This window comes from Sutcliffiella halmapala (genome assembly GCF_050107295.1).
GTDB classification, from domain to species: Bacteria; Bacillota; Bacilli; order Bacillales; family Bacillaceae_I; genus Sutcliffiella_A; species Sutcliffiella_A halmapala_A.
In genome coordinates, this window is sequence record NZ_JBNIKR010000006.1 from 110,455 (window position 1) to 128,547 (window position 18,093).

Below are 18,093 nucleotides of genomic sequence, written 5' to 3' on the forward strand. Positions count from 1 at the left end.
TACTAGGGAGGCCACTTCCTAGTTTTCTTTTGTTTTGACATTATGTTAAAGTGACCCAAGCTCACATCATTCAACAATATCCAACATAACCAATTCCTCATAGCTATAAGCTCCATGTGAAATATGATATAATAAAACAGCAAAAACAATGGAGAATGGTTGGGGATAATGTGGCTTCTTATACGCCTATGATACAGCAATATTTAAGAGTGAAGGCAGACTACCAAGATGCCTTTTTATTTTTTCGTCTTGGAGATTTTTATGAAATGTTCTTTGAGGATGCGGTGAAGGCATCTCAGGAACTTGAGATTACATTAACGAGCCGCGATGGCGGTTCCAAAGACCGTATTCCGATGTGCGGGGTTCCATATCATGCGGCTCCTAACTATATAGAACAATTAATAAACAAAGGATTTAAAGTGGCGATTTGCGAGCAAGTTGAAGATCCGAAGCTTACCAAGGGTGTAGTGAAACGTGAAGTGGTCCAGCTTATCACTCCTGGTACGGTTATGGAAGGTAAAGGTCTAACAGATAAGCAAAATAACTTCCTTACGACCCTATCTGACTTTGGTGACGAAACTTATGGATTGGCATTTGCCGATCTATCGACCGGGGAAATACATACGACCATTATGTCAGGCCCTGAACAGCAGCTGCTGAATGAGGTTTATTCAATTGGAGCGAGGGAAGTTGTGGTAGAAGAGGGGTTTCCACCACATATTGTCCAGATGCTTAAAGAGAGAATGGTAGTCACATTCTCCTATGAGCAATCAACTGTAATATCTACGGAATTTTCCCATATTGTACAAAAGCTGGAGCAGGAAAAGCTGCTTATAACTGTAGGACGACTTTTAAACTACTTAAAAAGAACTCAAAAACGGAGTCTTGACCATTTGCAGCCAGCTGGGTTCTATGAGCTGGATCAAACGATGAAAATAGATCTGTTTTCAAAAAGGAACCTGGAGTTGACGGAAACCATCCGATCCAAAGGTAAAAAAGGTTCCTTGCTGTGGCTGTTGGATCAGACTGTAACGGCTATGGGTGGACGACTATTAAAGCAATGGGTGGACAGACCTTTAATAAACAAACAAGAAATAGAAACCCGTCATGAACTTGTTGAAACGTTAATGAAGGAGTATTTTACGAGACAGGAAATAAGAGAGCTTCTTAAAGAGGTTTATGATCTTGAGAGGCTAGCGGGACGTGTGGCATTTGGGAACGTGAATGCACGCGACCTCGTACAGCTCCGAAAATCATTGTTGCAAATTCCTTCCTTAAAAGAGCAGATTCAATCGCTCCCGATTGACACTGAAAGTGTGTTGGAACATATGGATGAGTGCGCTGATCTAACAGGACTTTTGCAAGGCAGTCTCGTGGAACAACCTGCCCTTTCCGTTAAAGAGGGCAATATGTTGAAGGAAGGCTTTCATGAGGAACTGGACAAGTACCGGGATGCACGAAAGAACGGCAAGACCTGGATTGCGGAGCTTGAGAAAAGGGAGCGTGAGCTTACGGGCATCCGTTCACTGAAAATAGGATACAATCGGATTTTTGGATACTATATAGAAATTACAAAAGCGAATCTCGCAACATTGCCTGAAGGTAGATATGAAAGAAAACAGACACTGGCAAACGCGGAACGCTACATTACCGAGGAGCTTAAGGAGAAGGAAACACTTATTCTTGAAGCGGAAGAAAAGATAGTGGCATTGGAATACGAGCTGTTTCTTAAATTGAGAGAAGAAGTGAAGGCTTATATTCCAAGACTTCAAAAGCTGGCTAAAGCGGTCAGTGAAATGGATGTACTGCAGTGCTTTGCGACAATCAGCGAAGAGCGGCATTATACGAGGCCGACATTCAATGACGAACGGAGAGTCCATATCAAGGATGGTCGTCATCCTGTCGTGGAGAAGGTTATGGATTCCAATGAATATGTGCCGAACGATTGCTGGATGGATAAGGAAAACGAGATGCTGCTCATAACAGGACCGAACATGTCAGGGAAAAGCACGTATATGCGACAGGTTGCCTTGACTTCAATTCTTGCTCAAATCGGCTGTTTTGTGCCTGCAAGTGAGGCATCCCTTCCGATCTTTGACCAGATCTTTACGAGAATCGGTGCAGCGGATGATTTGATTTCGGGCCAGAGCACCTTTATGGTTGAAATGCTCGAAGCGAGAAATGCGATCGTCTATGCAACGCAAAACAGCTTGATCTTATTTGATGAGATCGGCCGAGGAACCTCCACCTATGATGGAATGGCGCTTGCCCAGGCTTTGATTGAATATATCCATGATAAGATCGGTGCTAAAACGTTATTCTCTACGCATTATCATGAATTGACCACCCTGGATCAGAATTTGGATAAATTGAAGAATATCCATGTCAGTGTGGTGGAGCAAAACGGAAAAGTTGTTTTTCTGCATAAGATGAAGGAAGGTCCTGCCGATAAGAGCTATGGTATTCATGTAGCGGAACTTGCGGAGTTGCCAAAAGAGCTGATAGCGCGTGCTCAAGTAATACTGGAGCAGCTTGAAGCGGTACCTGGTTCATCGTCTATTCCAGAAACGGAATACCTCAAAGCAAAGGAAAGTGCAGATCCGCTTACACAGCTATCATTCTTTGAAGTGAACGAAAAGCGGCATGGTGCAGAGAAAATGAGTAAAGCGGAAACCCAAGCAATTGAAAAATTAAGGAAGATGGATTTACTAGATACGACACCTCTTGATGCGTTAAATAAACTTTATGAAATTCAAAAGCTGTTAAAAACGAAAAAATAGGAAAGGAGGGAGCTAGATGGGGAAGATTATCCAGCTCGATGAAAGCCTGGCGAATAAAATTGCTGCAGGGGAAGTGGTCGAACGGCCTGCATCCGTTGTTAAAGAGCTTGTGGAGAATGCGATAGATGCAAATTCCACCATTATCGAAATTGAATTGGAAGAAGCCGGATTGACGAGGATTCGTGTCCTTGATAATGGAGATGGGATGGATCATGAGGATTGCATAACAGCCTTCCAGCGGCATGCGACAAGTAAGATCAAGAATGAAAATGATTTGTTTAGGATCAGAACGCTAGGTTTTCGCGGCGAAGCACTCCCGAGTATTGCCTCCGTATCCCTATTTGATATTACAACAAGTACAGGGGACAGCCCTGGCACGTGCCTGAAGTTCAAAGGTGGGCATCTTGAGGCAAAGGAGATGGCGAACAGCCGCAAAGGGACTGATATTGTCGTACAACATCTTTTCTTCAATACGCCTGCGAGACTGAAATACATGAAAACCATTCATACGGAGCTTGGTAATATTTCAGATCTTGTGAACCGGTTGGCGCTTGCTCATCCATCCATTTCCTTTAGGTTGAGTCATAATGGGAAGCGAATGCTTTCCACAACAGGAAGTGGAGATAGTCTGCAGGTACTTGCTGCGATCTATGGAATGAATATCGCCAAGAAAATGATCCCGGTATCCTTCTCCTCACTCGATTTTGAAGTGAGAGGTTTTATAGGTTTGCCGGAAATCACCCGCGCATCGAAAAACTATATCTCTACCATCATTAATGGAAGAAACGTGAAAAACTATACCATTATCAGAGCAATTCAGGAGGGGTATCATACCCTTTTGCCGATTGGGCGTTTTCCTATATGCTTTCTGAAAGTGGAAATGGACCCATTGCTTGTCGACGTCAATGTGCATCCTGCAAAATTGGAAGTGCGCCTTAGCAAGGAAGAAGAACTGTATCGCCTTATTGCAGACGGAATAAAAGCTTCTTTTCAGGATAGACAGCTCATTCCTTCCAATGCACCACGGAAAACGGCAAGCCTTCATAAGGAAGAAAAACCTTTGCAGCAGGCATTTACCTTGGAGCATAAACTGGAGCGAATGGAAGAAGCACCGAAAGTGGAGAGATCATTATTCACTGAACCTAAAACACCATACTCACAAAAAGAAGATGATGATCAATCATTTTTAAAGGAAAGTGTCGATTCAGCTTGGAATGTTCCAGAGGTGCAACCAGATGATGAATGGCATACGGAAGAGAATATTGTTGAGGAAAAAGTATATGAAAAGCCTGTTCAAGATTCAAGTCCAGAGGAATCATCCTCCAGGATTCCTCCTCTTTATCCGATCGGTCAAATGCACGGAACTTATATTCTGGCGCAGAATGAAAATGGACTTTATCTGATTGACCAGCATGCTGCCCAGGAAAGAATCAATTATGAGTATTATTATAAGAAGCTTGGGCAGGAGGAGCGGAATCTTCAGGAACTACTTGTCCCGCTTACGATTGAATGCTCCCTAGATGAGTATTTATTTTTAGAGGAGTATATGGAGGAGTTTCGCGAGGTGGGAGTGTTCCTGGAGCCTTTCGGTCACCAAACATTTATCGTCAAGGCACATCCTGTCTGGTTTCCTAAAGGGGAAGAGCGTGAAATCATCGACGAAATGATGGAGCATGTGATGGAAAAAAAGAAAATAAAACTGTCTGACCTGCGGGAAGAGGCAGCCATCATGATGAGCTGCAAAGCGGCCATCAAAGCAAATCATCATTTAAGACCAGAGGAGATTTCAGCACTGCTGGATACATTGCGAAAAGCGGAAAATCCATTTACATGTCCCCATGGACGACCTATATTGATCCACTTTTCCACTTATGATATGGAAAAAATGTTCAAAAGGGTGATGTAGAGGGAGAATTTGCCCATTTTCATTAAATGTGGATTGAACCCATAAAAATGTGGGTATAATGATATCTTGTGATACAGATTAGTTGAGAGAGTGAATAAGTGTTGGGAGAAAAGCAGAAGGTAATTGTTATTATTGGCCCGACAGCAGTTGGGAAAACGAGATTAAGTGTGGAATTGGCCCAAAGAGTCAATGGTGAAATCATCAGTGGGGACTCCATGCAGATTTATAAGGAAATGGATATAGGGACAGCCAAGGTTTCCAAAGAGGAAATGCAAGGAGTCCCGCATTACCTTATCGATGTGAAAGAGCCAACTGAACCATATTCTGTTGCAGAATTCCAACGGGAAGTAAGAGAACTGATTGACGTTATATCGAAAAAAGGCTGTGTTCCTATCATTGCAGGAGGTACAGGACTCTATATACAATCTGTTCTCTATGACTATCAGTTCTCTGACACGGGAAAGGATGAAGAGATTCGTCTGCGCCTTGAAAAGCAAGTGGAGGAAGAGGGGATGGAAAGAGTCTTTGAAGAGCTTCGGAGAATCGATCCTGTAAGTGCAGAAAACATCCACCCCAACAATGTGCGCAGGGTAATCCGGGCGTTGGAAGTCTTTCAAGCTACAGGCAAGACCATGGCGGAGTACCAGGAGTCACAGGAGCAGGAGCTATTGTATGATGTGGCCTTTGTCGGTTTAACCATGGACCGGGAAGTATTATATGATAGAATTAATCTGCGGGTAGACCTTATGGTAGAACAAGGCCTTTTTGAAGAAGTGGAATCGCTCTACAAAAAAGGGATAAGAGATTGTCAGTCTATCCAGGCGATAGGCTATAAAGAGCTCTATGGCTATTTTGATGGAAAGCTTTCAAAAGAACAGGCAATCGAAGCATTGAAACAGAACTCCAGAAGATATGCAAAACGGCAGCTGACATGGTTCCGAAATAAAATGGATGTAACTTGGTTTGATATGACAGGTGCCGATTTTGAGGTAATCTTAGAGGAAATTTTTTTATTTGTAGCAGGAAAGCTCCAACTTGAAGCGAATAAGTAAGAAATATAGAGATAAGAGGAGGACGAAAAGATGAAGCAATCGATTAATATCCAAGATCAGGTTCTGAACCAACTAAGAAAAGATAGCACAGGTGTAACAGTATTTTTATTAAATGGGTTCCAACTTCGAGGATTAATTAAAGGATTTGATAATTTCACTGTGCTGTTAGAGACTGAAGGCAAGCAGCAGTTAATTTATAAACACGCCATTTCCACTTTTTCTCCGTCTAAAAATGTCCAAATCGAAACGGAAGCTTAAAACCAGCATAACTGCTGGTTTTTTTATTTCCTTCATTTAGACTCATGTTTCATCCTACATATACATATAGTTAGTTAATAAATGGTGATATTCTCTCGAATTATTCAAAAAAATCCACATTATTTCTCGGGAAAGCGCATATTATGACAAAGATGTCAATAGTTTGTTGAAAAGATTTGTAATTTGTAGAAAGAAATCGAATCGATGAAGAAATATAGGTGAATAGATTGGTATTTGTCGTAATGGCAACAGGAAATATGGAACCTGGTTCGGACGGAATGAGAGGTGAACGCTCTTGGAACAATCAATGACCAATCATAATGGGAAAATAAATATCGTCCTTAACGGACAGAAGAAACCGATTAAAGTAACCCATATACAACCGATGGAAGAGCAATACACGTATCCCAAGCATGCGATATTAAGGGAAATAGAGAGGGAGCTTGGAGAACTCGTCGGTCTACAGGAAATGAAAAAAGTAGTCAAGGAGATCTATGCTTGGATCTATGTTAATAAAAAAAGGGAAGAAGCTGGGTTAAAGGCGGAGAAACAGGTCTTGCATATGATGTTCAAGGGAAATCCGGGTACTGGGAAGACGACAGTTGCCAGGCTGATCGGGAAATTGTTCTGTGATATGAATGTGTTGGCCAAAGGACATCTTATTGAAGCGGAAAGAGCGGATCTGGTTGGGGAATATATTGGTCATACCGCCCAGAAGACGCGTGATCTTGTTAAAAAAGCGATAGGGGGAATATTGTTTGTAGATGAAGCCTATTCTCTCGCCAGGGGAGGGGAAAAGGATTTTGGAAAAGAGGCAATTGACACCCTCGTCAAGCATATGGAAGATAAACAGCATGAGTTCATCTTGATACTGGCAGGATATCAGCGGGAAATGGAGGAATTTCTTCGCACCAATCCTGGTCTTGTGTCCCGTTTTCCCATCATTGTCGATTTTCCTGATTACACTGTGGATGAATTGATGGAAATCTGTATGAGGATGCTGAAAGAAAGGGAGTACCTGTTAAGCAAAGAAGCGGAATGGAAGCTTCGTGAACATCTGAATCAAATGAAAACCGTCATGCTTCCCTCGGCATTCAGTAATGGGAGGTATATACGAAATATCCTCGAAAAGTCGATCCGTACACAGGCGATGCGACTGTTGATGGTAGATCGGTATGAAAAAATGGAGCTGATGACCATCGAAGGCAAGGACCTTATTCTCCAATGGTAATAAAAAGCAAGCGGATGGGGTTGTTACCCTGCCTACCGCTTGCTTATTTATTTATGATATATTCATTACCCGATATCCTTCTGTGCATGTTCCGTATCTTCGTTGATAAGGTCTGCAGTCAACTGGCCGGATAGAGTGACCATCGGAACCCCGCCCCCAGGATGTGTGGAGCCTCCCACGAAATATAGATTGTCCAACAGTTTGCTTCGGCTAGGAATCTTAAACCCGCCATTTTTCCTTCGGTCCGTCACAACTCCGTAAATGGAACCGCCGTTTGCACCATAAAGGGTTTGAAGGTCATTTGGTGTGAAGCAATATTCAAATTCGATAGATTTCTTCAAATCTTTCAAACCCATTCTTTCAAGCTTGTCGAGTATTTTCCCACGATAGACATCTTTGTATTCCTCCCATGTTTCCCCCTCCTTCAATGGGGGTACATGTGTAAGTACGAAAAGATTATCCTTTCCATCCGGCGCCTGTGTAGGATCGGATTTTGATGAAACCCCGATATATATGGTAGGATCCATTGCAGGTTTCCCTTCATTAAAAATGTCATGGAATTCCTTTTCCGGATCTTCAGAGAAAAAGAAATTATGATGTGCAAGCTGGTCGTATTGCTTATCCGTTCCCAGCAATAAAACCAAGCCTGAAACAGTTGGGGCATATTTGCTTAAGTCTTCCTGGACCCGCTCAGCATGAGGCACATGCTTTAGGAGGGTTTTATAGGCTGGGATCGCTTCGAGATTGGAAACAACGATGTCAGCAAAAAGCTCTTCCCCATTTTCGAGTCTGACCCCAGTCGCCCTTCTTCCATCATTCAGGATCTGTTTTACTGATGCATTCACCCTGAAGTCCACCTGTAATTCGTTCAGAAGATGTTCCATGGCCTCGGCGATTTTGTACATGCCACCCTTCACATAGTAGATTCCTAACCCTAGCTGCACATAGGTCAATTGGGAAAGGACAGCAGGTGCGTGGTAGGGGGATGAACCGATATACATAATCATGAAGTTGAACAGCTGCTGAAGATGTTTATCCTCAAAGAATTTTTTGGTAATCTGATCCATCGATTTCATTGGATCCATTCCAATCAGTTCCTTTAAATTGTGGAGTGCTCTTAATTCATTCAGTCCTGATAGGCTCTTTTTATAGAAACTCTTTAAGCTATATTCGTACATTTTGCTGCAATAGTTCAAATATTCAAAGAAAACATTGGCATCCTTTATGGATTGTGACTTTATTTCCTCAAGCATCCTCGGCAGGTCGCTCGTTACATCAATCGTGACGCCATCTTCAAAAAAAGTCCTCCATTGAGGTTCGATCCTTTCGATCGTGAGGTAATCGTGTAAATTACGATCGGCACTTGCAAACAACTGCTCCAATACCCATGGCATGGTCAGGATGGAAGGTCCTGTATCAAAGGTGAATCCATTGCCGCTTCGTTTATTAAGTTTGCCCCCTAGACGTTCTCCTTTTTCAATCAGTTGAACATGGTAGCCATCAGCTGCAAGACGTATGGCTGCTGACATGCCACCCAATCCACCTCCGATAACAATTACTTTTTTCGACATTCGAAATCCTCCTTATGAAAAATAAAAAGTTTGACTAAACTAGATAACATACTTGTGAAGGGTGATTCATCACTCAACTTTCCATTTTGCCCATAACTTAAATTTTCATAACAATAAAATGTCTATTTAAAGAAAGGAGCATGTAGTAATGGAACTCCTGACAGCCATTACCCTGTTCTTGAACTATGTACTTTTCTATCGGATCCCTCATTTTGAACATGGTGTTTCTGATAAAGCAAAAACACTTAAAGAGCTTTCTGTCATTATTCCAGCAAGAAATGAAGAGAATAATATCTTTCAGTTGTTAGATTCGCTGCGGCCTTACCTGAATAAGGTGAAGGACATTATTGTGGTGGATGACCATTCAACGGACAGCACTGCCGAAATTGCAAAATCGTATGGAGTGACTGTGTTGAGTTTAAATGAGCTTCCAAAGGGTTGGTTCGGTAAATCATTTGGATGCTGGAACGGTGCCAAATCAGCTTCCGGGCGTTTCCTGCTCTTTTTGGATGCAGATATAACTGTAGAGGCAAACGGCCTGGAAAGGTTGGTTTCTGAGATAAAAGCTGAAGAGAATATGGTTTCGATTCAACCGTTTCATAAAATGAAGCGGCCGTATGAATCTTTCTCCTCCTTTTTCCATTTGGTAATCATGGGCTCTCTTGGTGCCTTTCTGCCGCTAAAAAAAAACTTAGCTACCAATGGTGCATTCGGCCAATGTCTTCTGATCGGCCGTAAGGATTATTTTCGGTATGGTGGTCATCAAGCGATACAAGGAGAGTTGATGGATAACATGGCACTTGGCGCTTTAATTGCGAGTCAAGGGGGTGCCGTTCGTGCTTATTCCGGCAAAGGGGCTATTAGTATGCGTATGTATCCGGATGGCCTGTCATCGTTAATCAAAGGTTGGAGCAAAAGCTTTGCCACTGGAGCATCACGGACCGATTTCCACTATCTTCTGCTTGTTTCCTTATGGTTGGGTGGTTTAGTGACTTTCCTAGTGAATGTACATGACTTTCCGCTCACTTGGTATATTGTCATTTATGGAATCCTATGTTGGCAGTTTTGGAGAGTGCTTAAGTATATTGGTGACTTTAAGTGGTATACGGTAGTGGTATTCCCGGTTTGGCTTGCTTTTTTTATAGCTGTTTTTGGTTATTCTTGTTTTCGAACTTTTTTCTCAAAGAATATCGTATGGAAAGATAGAAGAATGGATCTATAAAAAGGAGATGTCGGAAATGCTTGCTCAATTATCTGCTTTGGAGGGAACATTGGTAAATATAGTGGCTTGGCTTATTATTCACCTTGGAGGTGCATACCTTTGCAATCGGATACCCGGTTGGTGGCTGAAAGAGGAGCGTGAATGGTTTGAGGAAAAGTCTTGGGAAAGCACATTCTATAAATGGATCATGATAAAGAGGTGGAAGGACCTTGCTCCTGATGGTGCTGCAATTTTCAGAGAGTCCTTTTCGAAAAGAAATCTTTCCAACAGATCATTTTTCTACCTCCACCAATTTATCCTGGAAACAAAAAGAGGGGAGGTAGCACATACTATCACCATATTTCCAGGGGTTTTGTTCATTATGTGGAATCCGCCGTCAGTGGGCGTTTTGATGGTTTTATATGGCATTCTTGCCAACCTGCCATTTCTTTTCATACAGCGCTACAACCGGTTCCGAATTTTAAAAATTCTAGGAAAAGCAAAAAAGATGACGATTCTTTCGTCATCTTCTCATTATTCATCCTCTTCAAGCAGTGAGTGCTAAGGTTGCTGCTGAAGAGATCGGTTCGGCAGTCTCCATTTGTACGTGTAGGAGAGAACCCGTAATAGCACGATCAAAACGAATAGTACATAAAGTTGCCAAGGAGAACTGGTTATTCCGAACGCTATCGCAAGCCCTGCAAGAATGGCCCAGGCAGCATATATTTCCGCTCGAAGCACCAAGGGTTTTCTGCCTGCCAGGAGATCACGGATGATCCCGCCGCCACTACCTGTTAAAACTGCAGCAACGACAACCGCGCTGATCGGATGGTTCATATTGGTTGCATAAAGTGCGCCTTGGATGGCAAAAGCAGCCAATCCTATGGCATCAAAGAAGTTTCCCCATTTTCTCCAATGGCGCAATAGATTGTTAGGAAACAAAAAAACTGCAGTCATCGCCACTAGTGCTACCTGAAACAGCATTCCTTGGTCCCAAAGGGCGGAAATCGGTACACCAATCAATAGATTACGAACTGCTCCACCGCCGAATGCTGTCACAATACCTAATATATATACACCGAGAATATCATATTCTTCCTCCATCGCGACAATTGCCCCACTTATTGCAAAGGCGATTGTCCCGATGATACTAAAGACTTCCCAAGTCATTTTATCACTCACTCTCTTGCAAACGGCTGTTTTCGCATACATTGTTGCTTTTGACGTATCTAACTTAAACACGTAATATTATTCGCTTTCGTGCTCTTTTTCCGTGTGTTAGTTTTATTTACTCTTCGAATAATATGGGGAGATATGCTATAAAAAATCCAAAAGCCGATTTTTTACGGACATAAGCACCAAACTTTACAAAAAGAGCTTTGCAGAAACATTAAAGCCTTCCTGATTTTATATAGAATCCACCAGGAAATCAATAGTTTACAAGAAATATTAGAGAAATAAGTGATATTTTGATATGATTAGATGAAACTTTCTATTTACATACATTTTCAAGACAATATAAATATAATTAATCTATAGGAAAAAGGGGTATCGCGCTTGAACGAGACGCAAAACACAGAAAAAGAACATGTCATATTAATCGGCTGCCAACTGCCTAATGTTGAAGAAGAATCGTTCCTTTACTCAATGGAGGAGCTGGAGTCCCTGACGAAAACGGCAAATGGAAAAGTGCTCGTTACGCTCGCTCAGAAACGGGATCGAATTCACCCAGCCACCTATATCGGCAAAGGCAAGATAGAAGAACTGGTCCAATTGGAGGAGGAGCTTGAGCCAGATATCATCATTTTCAATGGCGAGCTGTCTCCGAGTCAGAATAGAAACCTTTCCAAAGTGCTTGACGCGAGAATCATCGATCGAACTCAACTGATCTTGGACATTTTTGCACAAAGAGCAAAGTCAAAGGAAGGGAAGCTTCAGGTTGAATTGGCTCAGCTGCAGTACCTTCTTCCCCGGTTAAGTGGGAAAGGAGTGGAGCTTTCCCGACTTGGAGGAGGAATAGGTACGAGGGGACCTGGGGAAACCAAGCTTGAATCCGACAGAAGACACATTAATCGCAGAATTGTTGATATTAAACAGCAGCTTACATCTATTGTAAGCCATCGTGAGCGATATCGTGAACGCAGGAAACGCAATCAGGCTTTTCAGCTTTCTTTGGTCGGCTATACGAATGCAGGGAAGTCCACCATTTTCAATCGTCTGACGGAAGCGGGGGCATTTGAGGAAAACCTACTTTTCGCCACTTTGGATCCAACTACGAGAAAAGTGAATCTCCCATCTGGATTCCAGGCGCTTTTGACAGATACGGTCGGATTCATCCAAGATCTTCCGACGTCATTGGTGGCGGCATTCCGTTCCACATTGGAAGAAGTGACAGAGGCGGACCTCATCCTGCATGTCGTGGACAGTTCAAGTCCTGATCATCTTAACCATGAGAAGACAGTGGATAAGCTTTTGAAGGAGCTTGGTGTCGATGGGATACCGATTCTTACCATATACAACAAAAAAGATCAGGTGACAGAATCCTTTGTCCCTTCTTATAATGAAGAAATGCTGCATATCAGTGCTTTGAATAAAAGCGATATCCATACTTTAGTACAAAAAATTGAAAAAATGATGATTAAAGAGATGAACTCTTACCATATATTCGTCCCCTCCGAACAAGGGAAATTAATGTCGCAGCTCAAGCAGGAGACCATTGTCCGTAAATTGGAGTTTGTGGACGAAAAAGATGGCTATGAGATGGAAGGGTATTATTTTGACAACTCCAAATTGTCTACAGAGATAAAAAATAGAAAGCGAAATTAGAGGAGATTAGGCATGTTTCAATTATTACAGCACGGGGAAGCGATTAAACCAATAGTAATAAAAGTGGAAAATCAGCTTCAAGAACTTTTTAAGCAAGTGGACTCGAATATCGAAACCAATCAATTCAGGGTTCTGCAAAGTTTCCAGCAAAACAGGGTGAGTGACTCCCATTTTATTCCGACGACCGGTTATGGCTATGATGATAACGGAAGAGATACATTGGAAAAAATCTATGCCGAGGTGTTCGGTGGAGAAGCGGGCTTGGTCCGTCCCCAAATCATCTCCGGCACACACGCCATTTCCATTGCTTTGTTCGGTATGTTGCGTCCTGGGGATGAGCTGGTATATATGACAGGGAAACCTTATGATACATTGGAAGAAATAGTTGGCATCCGCGGAACCGGAGTAGGTTCACTGAAAGAATTCAACATCGACTATAAAACGGTGGATCTGAAAAATAACCGTGGAATCGATTGGGAGGCTGTCAACGACGCCATCACGCCGAAAACGAAAATGATTGGGATACAGCGCTCCAAAGGCTATGCAACACGTCCTTCCTTTACAATAGAAGAAATCAAGGAAATGATTGCGTTTGTAAAGGAAATCAAACCGGATGTGGTAGTGTTTGTCGATAACTGCTACGGGGAGTTTGTGGAGCAGTTTGAACCTTGTCACGTTGGCGCTGACTTGATCGCAGGCTCCCTCATTAAAAATCCTGGCGGCGGAATAGCCAAGACAGGCGGTTATATTGTCGGTAAGAAGGAATTGGTTGAGGCATGCTCATATCGAATGACCTCCCCTGGAATCGGAGCGGAAGCCGGGGCTTCCCTTTACAGTTTGCAGGAAATGTATCAGGGCTTTTTCCTTGCTCCACATGTGGTAGGACAGGCTTTGAAAGGTGCCATGTTCACGGCTGCATTTTTAGAGGAACTGGGCATGAATACTTCGCCAAGCTGGGATGCACCAAGAACAGATCTGATTCAATCCGTCCAGTTTGATGACAAGGATAAGATGATAGCATTCTGTCAGGCGATTCAATATGCATCTCCTGTTAATTCGCATGTCACGCCTTATGCAAACTATATGCCGGGATACGAAGATGATGTCATCATGGCTGCAGGGACCTTCATTCAAGGGGCGAGCATTGAACTTACTGCGGACGGTCCTATTCGTGCGCCTTATGTTGCATACGTCCAGGGTGGTTTGACATATTCGCACGTAAAGATTGCTGTGTGTACTGCGATCGATCACCTCATTGGAAAGAATTTATTGGATATTTAAGTGAAAAGAGCTCTCTTTTTTGAGGGCTCTTTTCATTTTTGATTACCTGACTCGGAAAACAGGGGAAATTAAATGTTTTCATTCAATATGGACAGGCTATAGTAATAAGGGGCATCCTTCGATCGTACATAATTTACTCCATTTCAAATTTCTATGTCAGAAAACCTAACATGTTCTTGACAGATTATCTAACATGAGATAAACTTAGGTTAACTTCACAGGAATCAGTGAAAGGAGGATTTGGAATGAGTGACAATATCAGACGCTCAATGCCATTGTTTCCAATAGGGATTGTCATGCAGCTTACGGAATTGTCCGCTCGGCAAATCCGTTATTATGAAGAAAATGAATTGATTCACCCTGCACGTACTGAAGGAAACCGCCGCCTTTTTTCTTTCAATGATGTGGATACTCTACTTGAGATCAAACATCTGATTGAACAGAAGGTTAACATAGCAGGAGTCAAGCATTTGATGGCTATGAAAGATCAGCAGGCAATACCAGCTCCTGAAGTGGCCGAAAATGTTGCAAAGCCTGATTTATCGGACGAAGAACTTCGAAAGCTATTACGAGCAGAAATGATGCAAGCCGGAAGACAGAATCGAACCAGTCTTCGCCAAGGAGACATGTCTCGATTTTTCCATTAATTTTTTGAGTTATTTTATTAAAAACTAACATAGTAAAAATTCTGAGGAGGAACACTTAAATGGCTAAGTATACGCAAGAGGATATTAAACGCATTGTTCAGGAAGAAAACGTAAAATACATTCGTCTTCAATTCACAGACATCCTTGGTACCATCAAGAATGTGGAGATTCCTGTAAGTCAGTTAGAAAAGGCTTTAGACAATAAAATGATGTTCGATGGTTCATCCATTGAAGGATTTGTACGTATTGAAGAATCAGATATGAACCTATATCCGGACCTGGATACTTTCGTGGTATTCCCTTGGACTTCCGAAAAAGGTAAGGTTGCCCGTTTTATCTGTGATATCTACAATCCCGATGGAACTCCATTCGATGGGGATCCCCGTGCAAACTTAAAACGTATGATCAAAGAGATGGAAGACTTAGGATTTTCGAACTTCAACGTTGGACCAGAGCCGGAGTTCTTCCTATTCAAGTTAGATGAAAAAGGAGAACCTACTTTAGAATTAAACGATAAAGGTGGTTACTTCGACTTAGCGCCAACAGACCTTGGTGAAAACTGCCGTCGTGATATCGTTCTTGAGCTTGAGGAGATGGGCTTTGAAATCGAAGCATCCCACCATGAAGTAGCTCCTGGACAGCACGAAATTGACTTCAAATATGCAGATGCAATTACAGCTTGTGATGATATTCAAACATTCAAGCTGGTTGTAAAAACGATTGCACGCAAGCATGGATTGCATGCAACGTTCATGCCTAAGCCGTTGTTCGGTGTGAACGGATCTGGTATGCACTGTAACCTTTCCTTATTCAAAGATGGCGAAAATGCTTTCTATGATAAGAATGGCGATTTAGAACTAAGTGATAATGCAAGACATTTCATTGCAGGTATCATTAAGCATGCTACAAGCTTTACAGCAGTAACCAACCCGACTGTAAACTCTTACAAACGTCTTGTTCCTGGATACGAGGCTCCTTGTTATGTTGCATGGTCTGCACGTAACCGTAGCCCATTGATTCGTATCCCTGCATCACGTGGCATCTCCACTCGTGTAGAAGTGCGCAGTGTAGACCCGGCTGCGAATCCTTACCTTGCAATGGCGGTATTATTGCAAGCTGGACTTGACGGAATCAAGAATAAATTGGAAGCACCAAAACCAATCGACCGCAACATCTATGTAATGAACAAAGAAGAGCGCGTAGCTGCAGGAATCGCAGATCTTCCGGCAACACTTGCTGCTGCACTTGAAGAATTAAAATCGAACGAAGTGATTCAAGCAGCACTTGGTGAGCACTTGCTTGAGCACTTCATCGAAGCGAAAGAAATAGAGTGGGATATGTTCCGTACGCAAGTACATCCTTGGGAACGCGACCAGTATCTATCTCAATATTAATTCCTGCAAACCCCTGATGCCATTGGTGTCAGGGGTTTTTTGGGGGGCATATATTATTACATGCATGTGTGCTAAAATTTAGAAAAGTATTTTTTCCAAATTAGGGGGTACATATGGAAATCGTTGCGAAATCGGAGAGGATATTTTTAAAAATATTTGATGAACATGATGTAGAATCAGCAAAAAACTTTTGGGGAGATCAAGAGGTAATGAAATTCTGTGGAGGAGCAACCCCATTTAATAAATTGTCGAAAGTTTTGGAGTGGTACCGTAATTGCCATGAAGAAAATGGTCTATCGGTCTATGCGGTAGTGGAGAAGAATTCAGGAAAAACGATTGGAGCTGCAGGTTTTAATGTGAAGGAGTCTGTAGAGGAAATCGAATTAATCTACCACTTTTCAAAATCAAGTTGGGGGAAAGGTTTTGCATCAGAGGCAGCTCTAGCTTGCGTGGAATTTGCTAAACTGAATGGAAATGTAAAAAAAATACATGCAGCTGCTGATGCTAATAATACTAGTTCATTAAAGGTACTGGAGAAGGCAGGATTACACTATCTGGAGACGAGATGGTTTGAAGATACCGAACAGGAAGAACCTTATTATGAAATGAACTTGCAATAGATAGAAGCTTATAAAAAAGTGACTTTACTGTAAAGTAAGTCGCTTTTTTTATTTTCCAATAATTATCTTTAAATTGTAGATAGTAAATAGAAACAGCTAAGGATGCTCTGTCTTAAATAACGGGAGGTTTAGGTAAAATGGAATGGGATTGGTTATGGAAAGCAGTATTAACTACTATTATTGGAACGTTTCTTTTAAGAATTGCTGGTAGAAAGTCAATCTCTCAAATGACGCTTGCTCAAGTAGTCATTATGATCGGCATTGGCTCTTTATTGATACAGCCATTGGCAGGAAAGAATATTTGGACGACATTCGGTGTCGGAGTTATTTTGGTAATAACCCTCGTACTAATTGAATACTTGCAGTTGAAATCAGACGTCTTTGAAAAGCTAATAACCGGGAAATCCAAAATTATCATAGAGAATGGTGTAATCAAGGAGAACACACTACGAAATCTCAGATTTACAGTGGATCAATTGGAAATGAAATTAAGACAACAAAATATTACTAAAATCAGTAATGTGAAATGGGCTACATTGGAACCGAACGGACAAATTGGTTATGAATTGATAGAGGAGGCAAAGCCAGTTACCCGAAAGGACTTGTCCTTTTTATACCAGGAACTTCAGTTAATTAAACTGATGTTAGACCCAACAGTGTCCACCAATAATCTACCTAAAAGTGAGATGGAAGGTAATCTTTTCAGTGAAGTGAATGAAAAGAAGCATGCCCAAAAAGACCAACCGGCAGAATGGTTGGATTAATGTAGATACGCTTCTCTGTGTCCCCACTATGAAAAATAGGAGGGGACTTTTTATATTGGAATGAAGTAATATTTTTTTATTTATAAAATATGATGAACTATCTAGTCTTTTAAGGAGGCACGGGGATGTCTAAAAGTTTGGAACAGTCTTTAACTGCCGATATGCTGGAGAAATATTACGAATACAACAAGAAAAAAAAAGAGATTGAAATAGAAATGAATCAACTGAAAGAAGCGTTCCATCATTACTTTGATAAACAGATAGGAGCTCAAGGTAAGGGTGAAATACAATTGGGAAATTTTAAACTGCAAAGGCAAGTAAGGAAGAGTGAGAAATACAACGAAGAACCAACCATTAGGAAATTAGAAGAATTAGAGATGAATGAATTAGTTCAAGTCGTGAAAAAACCTGATGAAGCAAAAATAAAATCAGCTATCCAATTGGGGCTATTGAGTGAACGTGACCTGGATGGCTGCCTTATCACTTCTACTTCTTTTGCTCTAACGGTCAAGCCTATTACTCCCAGATAAAAGATTAATTGAATTGAATCTCTATTAATAAG

Annotated in this window: 16 protein-coding genes; 14 read left to right on the forward strand and 2 right to left on the reverse strand. The window is 41.8% G+C overall.

Going from position 1 to position 18,093, the window contains the following annotated elements; genetic code table 11:
* Positions 1-170: 170 nt before the first annotated feature.
* The 5 genes from mutS (at position 171) to spoVK (ending at position 7,227) form a co-directional block, all read left to right on the forward strand.
* Positions 171-2,780 carry a DNA mismatch repair protein MutS gene (gene mutS / locus ACQCT5_RS11605; protein ID WP_499642366.1) on the forward strand — a complete coding sequence of 870 codons (2,610 nt, stop codon included), beginning with the start codon at positions 171-173 and terminating at the stop codon, positions 2,778-2,780.
* A gap of 16 nt (positions 2,781-2,796) precedes the next feature.
* Positions 2,797-4,686, forward strand: a complete 1,890-nt coding sequence (gene mutL, locus ACQCT5_RS11610; RefSeq protein ID WP_499642006.1) for a DNA mismatch repair endonuclease MutL — start codon at positions 2,797-2,799, stop codon at positions 4,684-4,686.
* A gap of 101 nt (positions 4,687-4,787) precedes the next feature.
* Entirely contained in the window at positions 4,788-5,738 is a 951-nt protein-coding gene (miaA, locus tag ACQCT5_RS11615; RefSeq protein WP_499642367.1) for a tRNA (adenosine(37)-N6)-dimethylallyltransferase MiaA, read from the forward strand.
* A gap of 30 nt (positions 5,739-5,768) precedes the next feature.
* Complete coding sequence (hfq, locus tag ACQCT5_RS11620) at positions 5,769-5,996, forward strand: RNA chaperone Hfq (protein WP_204413848.1); 228 nt, start codon at positions 5,769-5,771, stop codon at positions 5,994-5,996.
* Positions 5,997-6,303: 307 nt separating this feature from the next.
* Positions 6,304-7,227 (forward strand): stage V sporulation protein K, encoded by a 924-nt coding sequence (spoVK, locus tag ACQCT5_RS11625; protein ID WP_499642368.1) that lies wholly within the window; start codon positions 6,304-6,306, stop codon positions 7,225-7,227.
* A gap of 65 nt (positions 7,228-7,292) precedes the next feature.
* On the opposite strand, the gene ACQCT5_RS11630 is transcribed toward spoVK, so the two are convergent.
* Positions 7,293-8,798, reverse strand: coding sequence for a phytoene desaturase family protein (locus tag ACQCT5_RS11630; protein ID WP_499642009.1), 1,506 nt, complete (start codon positions 8,796-8,798; stop codon positions 7,293-7,295).
* Positions 8,799-8,946: 148 nt separating this feature from the next.
* Between ACQCT5_RS11630 and ACQCT5_RS11635 the strand changes: the two genes are divergently transcribed.
* Both ACQCT5_RS11635 and ACQCT5_RS11640 read left to right on the forward strand, forming a co-directional pair.
* Positions 8,947-10,020 carry a glycosyltransferase family 2 protein gene (locus ACQCT5_RS11635; RefSeq protein ID WP_499642012.1) on the forward strand — a complete coding sequence of 358 codons (1,074 nt, stop codon included), beginning with the start codon at positions 8,947-8,949 and terminating at the stop codon, positions 10,018-10,020.
* 16 nt (positions 10,021-10,036) lie between these two features.
* Positions 10,037-10,564 carry a glycosyl-4,4'-diaponeurosporenoate acyltransferase CrtO family protein gene (locus ACQCT5_RS11640; protein ID WP_499642014.1) on the forward strand — a complete coding sequence of 176 codons (528 nt, stop codon included), beginning with the start codon at positions 10,037-10,039 and terminating at the stop codon, positions 10,562-10,564.
* Here ACQCT5_RS11640 and ACQCT5_RS11645 read toward each other — a convergent pair.
* On the reverse strand, positions 10,561-11,169 hold the full coding sequence (locus ACQCT5_RS11645) for a trimeric intracellular cation channel family protein (protein WP_499642016.1): 609 nt from the start codon (positions 11,167-11,169) through the stop codon (positions 10,561-10,563). The genes ACQCT5_RS11640 and ACQCT5_RS11645 overlap by 4 nt on opposite strands.
* Positions 11,170-11,556: 387 nt before the next feature.
* Here ACQCT5_RS11645 and hflX point away from each other — a divergent pair, with 387 nt between their 5' ends.
* The 7 genes from hflX to ACQCT5_RS11680 all read left to right on the forward strand — a co-directional run bounded on the left by hflX (position 11,557) and on the right by ACQCT5_RS11680 (position 18,061).
* On the forward strand, positions 11,557-12,825 hold the full coding sequence (gene hflX, locus ACQCT5_RS11650) for a GTPase HflX (protein WP_499642018.1): 1,269 nt from the start codon (positions 11,557-11,559) through the stop codon (positions 12,823-12,825).
* A 12-nt stretch (positions 12,826-12,837) separates the two neighbouring features.
* Positions 12,838-14,106: a methionine gamma-lyase family protein gene (locus ACQCT5_RS11655; RefSeq protein ID WP_499642019.1), complete on the forward strand. Its 1,269-nt coding sequence runs from the start codon at positions 12,838-12,840 to the stop codon at positions 14,104-14,106.
* Positions 14,107-14,351: 245 nt separating this feature from the next.
* Positions 14,352-14,753, forward strand: a complete 402-nt coding sequence (locus tag ACQCT5_RS11660) for a MerR family transcriptional regulator (protein ID WP_499642021.1) — start codon at positions 14,352-14,354, stop codon at positions 14,751-14,753.
* A gap of 59 nt (positions 14,754-14,812) precedes the next feature.
* A complete protein-coding gene (glnA, locus tag ACQCT5_RS11665; RefSeq protein ID WP_224840334.1) occupies positions 14,813-16,147 on the forward strand; it encodes a type I glutamate--ammonia ligase in 1,335 nt (444 codons plus the stop codon).
* 113 nt (positions 16,148-16,260) lie between these two features.
* Entirely contained in the window at positions 16,261-16,767 is a 507-nt protein-coding gene (locus tag ACQCT5_RS11670) for a GNAT family N-acetyltransferase (RefSeq protein ID WP_499642023.1), read from the forward strand.
* A 137-nt stretch (positions 16,768-16,904) separates the two neighbouring features.
* On the forward strand, positions 16,905-17,531 hold the full coding sequence (locus tag ACQCT5_RS11675) for a DUF421 domain-containing protein (protein WP_499642025.1): 627 nt from the start codon (positions 16,905-16,907) through the stop codon (positions 17,529-17,531).
* 125 nt (positions 17,532-17,656) lie between these two features.
* Entirely contained in the window at positions 17,657-18,061 is a 405-nt protein-coding gene (locus ACQCT5_RS11680) for a hypothetical protein (protein WP_499642027.1), read from the forward strand.
* Positions 18,062-18,093 lie beyond the last annotated feature (32 nt).

Excerpts from the sequence above, each read along its gene's own strand:
- ACQCT5_RS11675 (WP_499642025.1), top strand. The coding sequence starts at position 16,905 with ATGGAATGGGATTGGTTATGGAAAGCAGTATTAACTACTATTATTGGA.
- ACQCT5_RS11655 (WP_499642019.1), top strand. The coding sequence starts at position 12,838 with ATGTTTCAATTATTACAGCACGGGGAAGCGATTAAACCAATAGTAATA.
- hfq (WP_204413848.1), top strand. The coding sequence starts at position 5,769 with ATGAAGCAATCGATTAATATCCAAGATCAGGTTCTGAACCAACTAAGA.
- ACQCT5_RS11680 (WP_499642027.1), top strand. The coding sequence starts at position 17,657 with ATGTCTAAAAGTTTGGAACAGTCTTTAACTGCCGATATGCTGGAGAAA.
- ACQCT5_RS11635 (WP_499642012.1), top strand. The coding sequence starts at position 8,947 with ATGGAACTCCTGACAGCCATTACCCTGTTCTTGAACTATGTACTTTTC.
- ACQCT5_RS11630 (WP_499642009.1), bottom strand. The coding sequence starts at position 8,798 with ATGTCGAAAAAAGTAATTGTTATCGGAGGTGGATTGGGTGGCATGTCA.
- ACQCT5_RS11645 (WP_499642016.1), bottom strand. The coding sequence starts at position 11,169 with ATGACTTGGGAAGTCTTTAGTATCATCGGGACAATCGCCTTTGCAATA.
- ACQCT5_RS11660 (WP_499642021.1), top strand. The coding sequence starts at position 14,352 with ATGAGTGACAATATCAGACGCTCAATGCCATTGTTTCCAATAGGGATT.
- glnA (WP_224840334.1), top strand. The coding sequence starts at position 14,813 with ATGGCTAAGTATACGCAAGAGGATATTAAACGCATTGTTCAGGAAGAA.
- ACQCT5_RS11640 (WP_499642014.1), top strand. The coding sequence starts at position 10,037 with ATGCTTGCTCAATTATCTGCTTTGGAGGGAACATTGGTAAATATAGTG.
- mutL (WP_499642006.1), top strand. The coding sequence starts at position 2,797 with ATGGGGAAGATTATCCAGCTCGATGAAAGCCTGGCGAATAAAATTGCT.
- ACQCT5_RS11670 (WP_499642023.1), top strand. The coding sequence starts at position 16,261 with ATGGAAATCGTTGCGAAATCGGAGAGGATATTTTTAAAAATATTTGAT.
- spoVK (WP_499642368.1), top strand. The coding sequence starts at position 6,304 with ATGACCAATCATAATGGGAAAATAAATATCGTCCTTAACGGACAGAAG.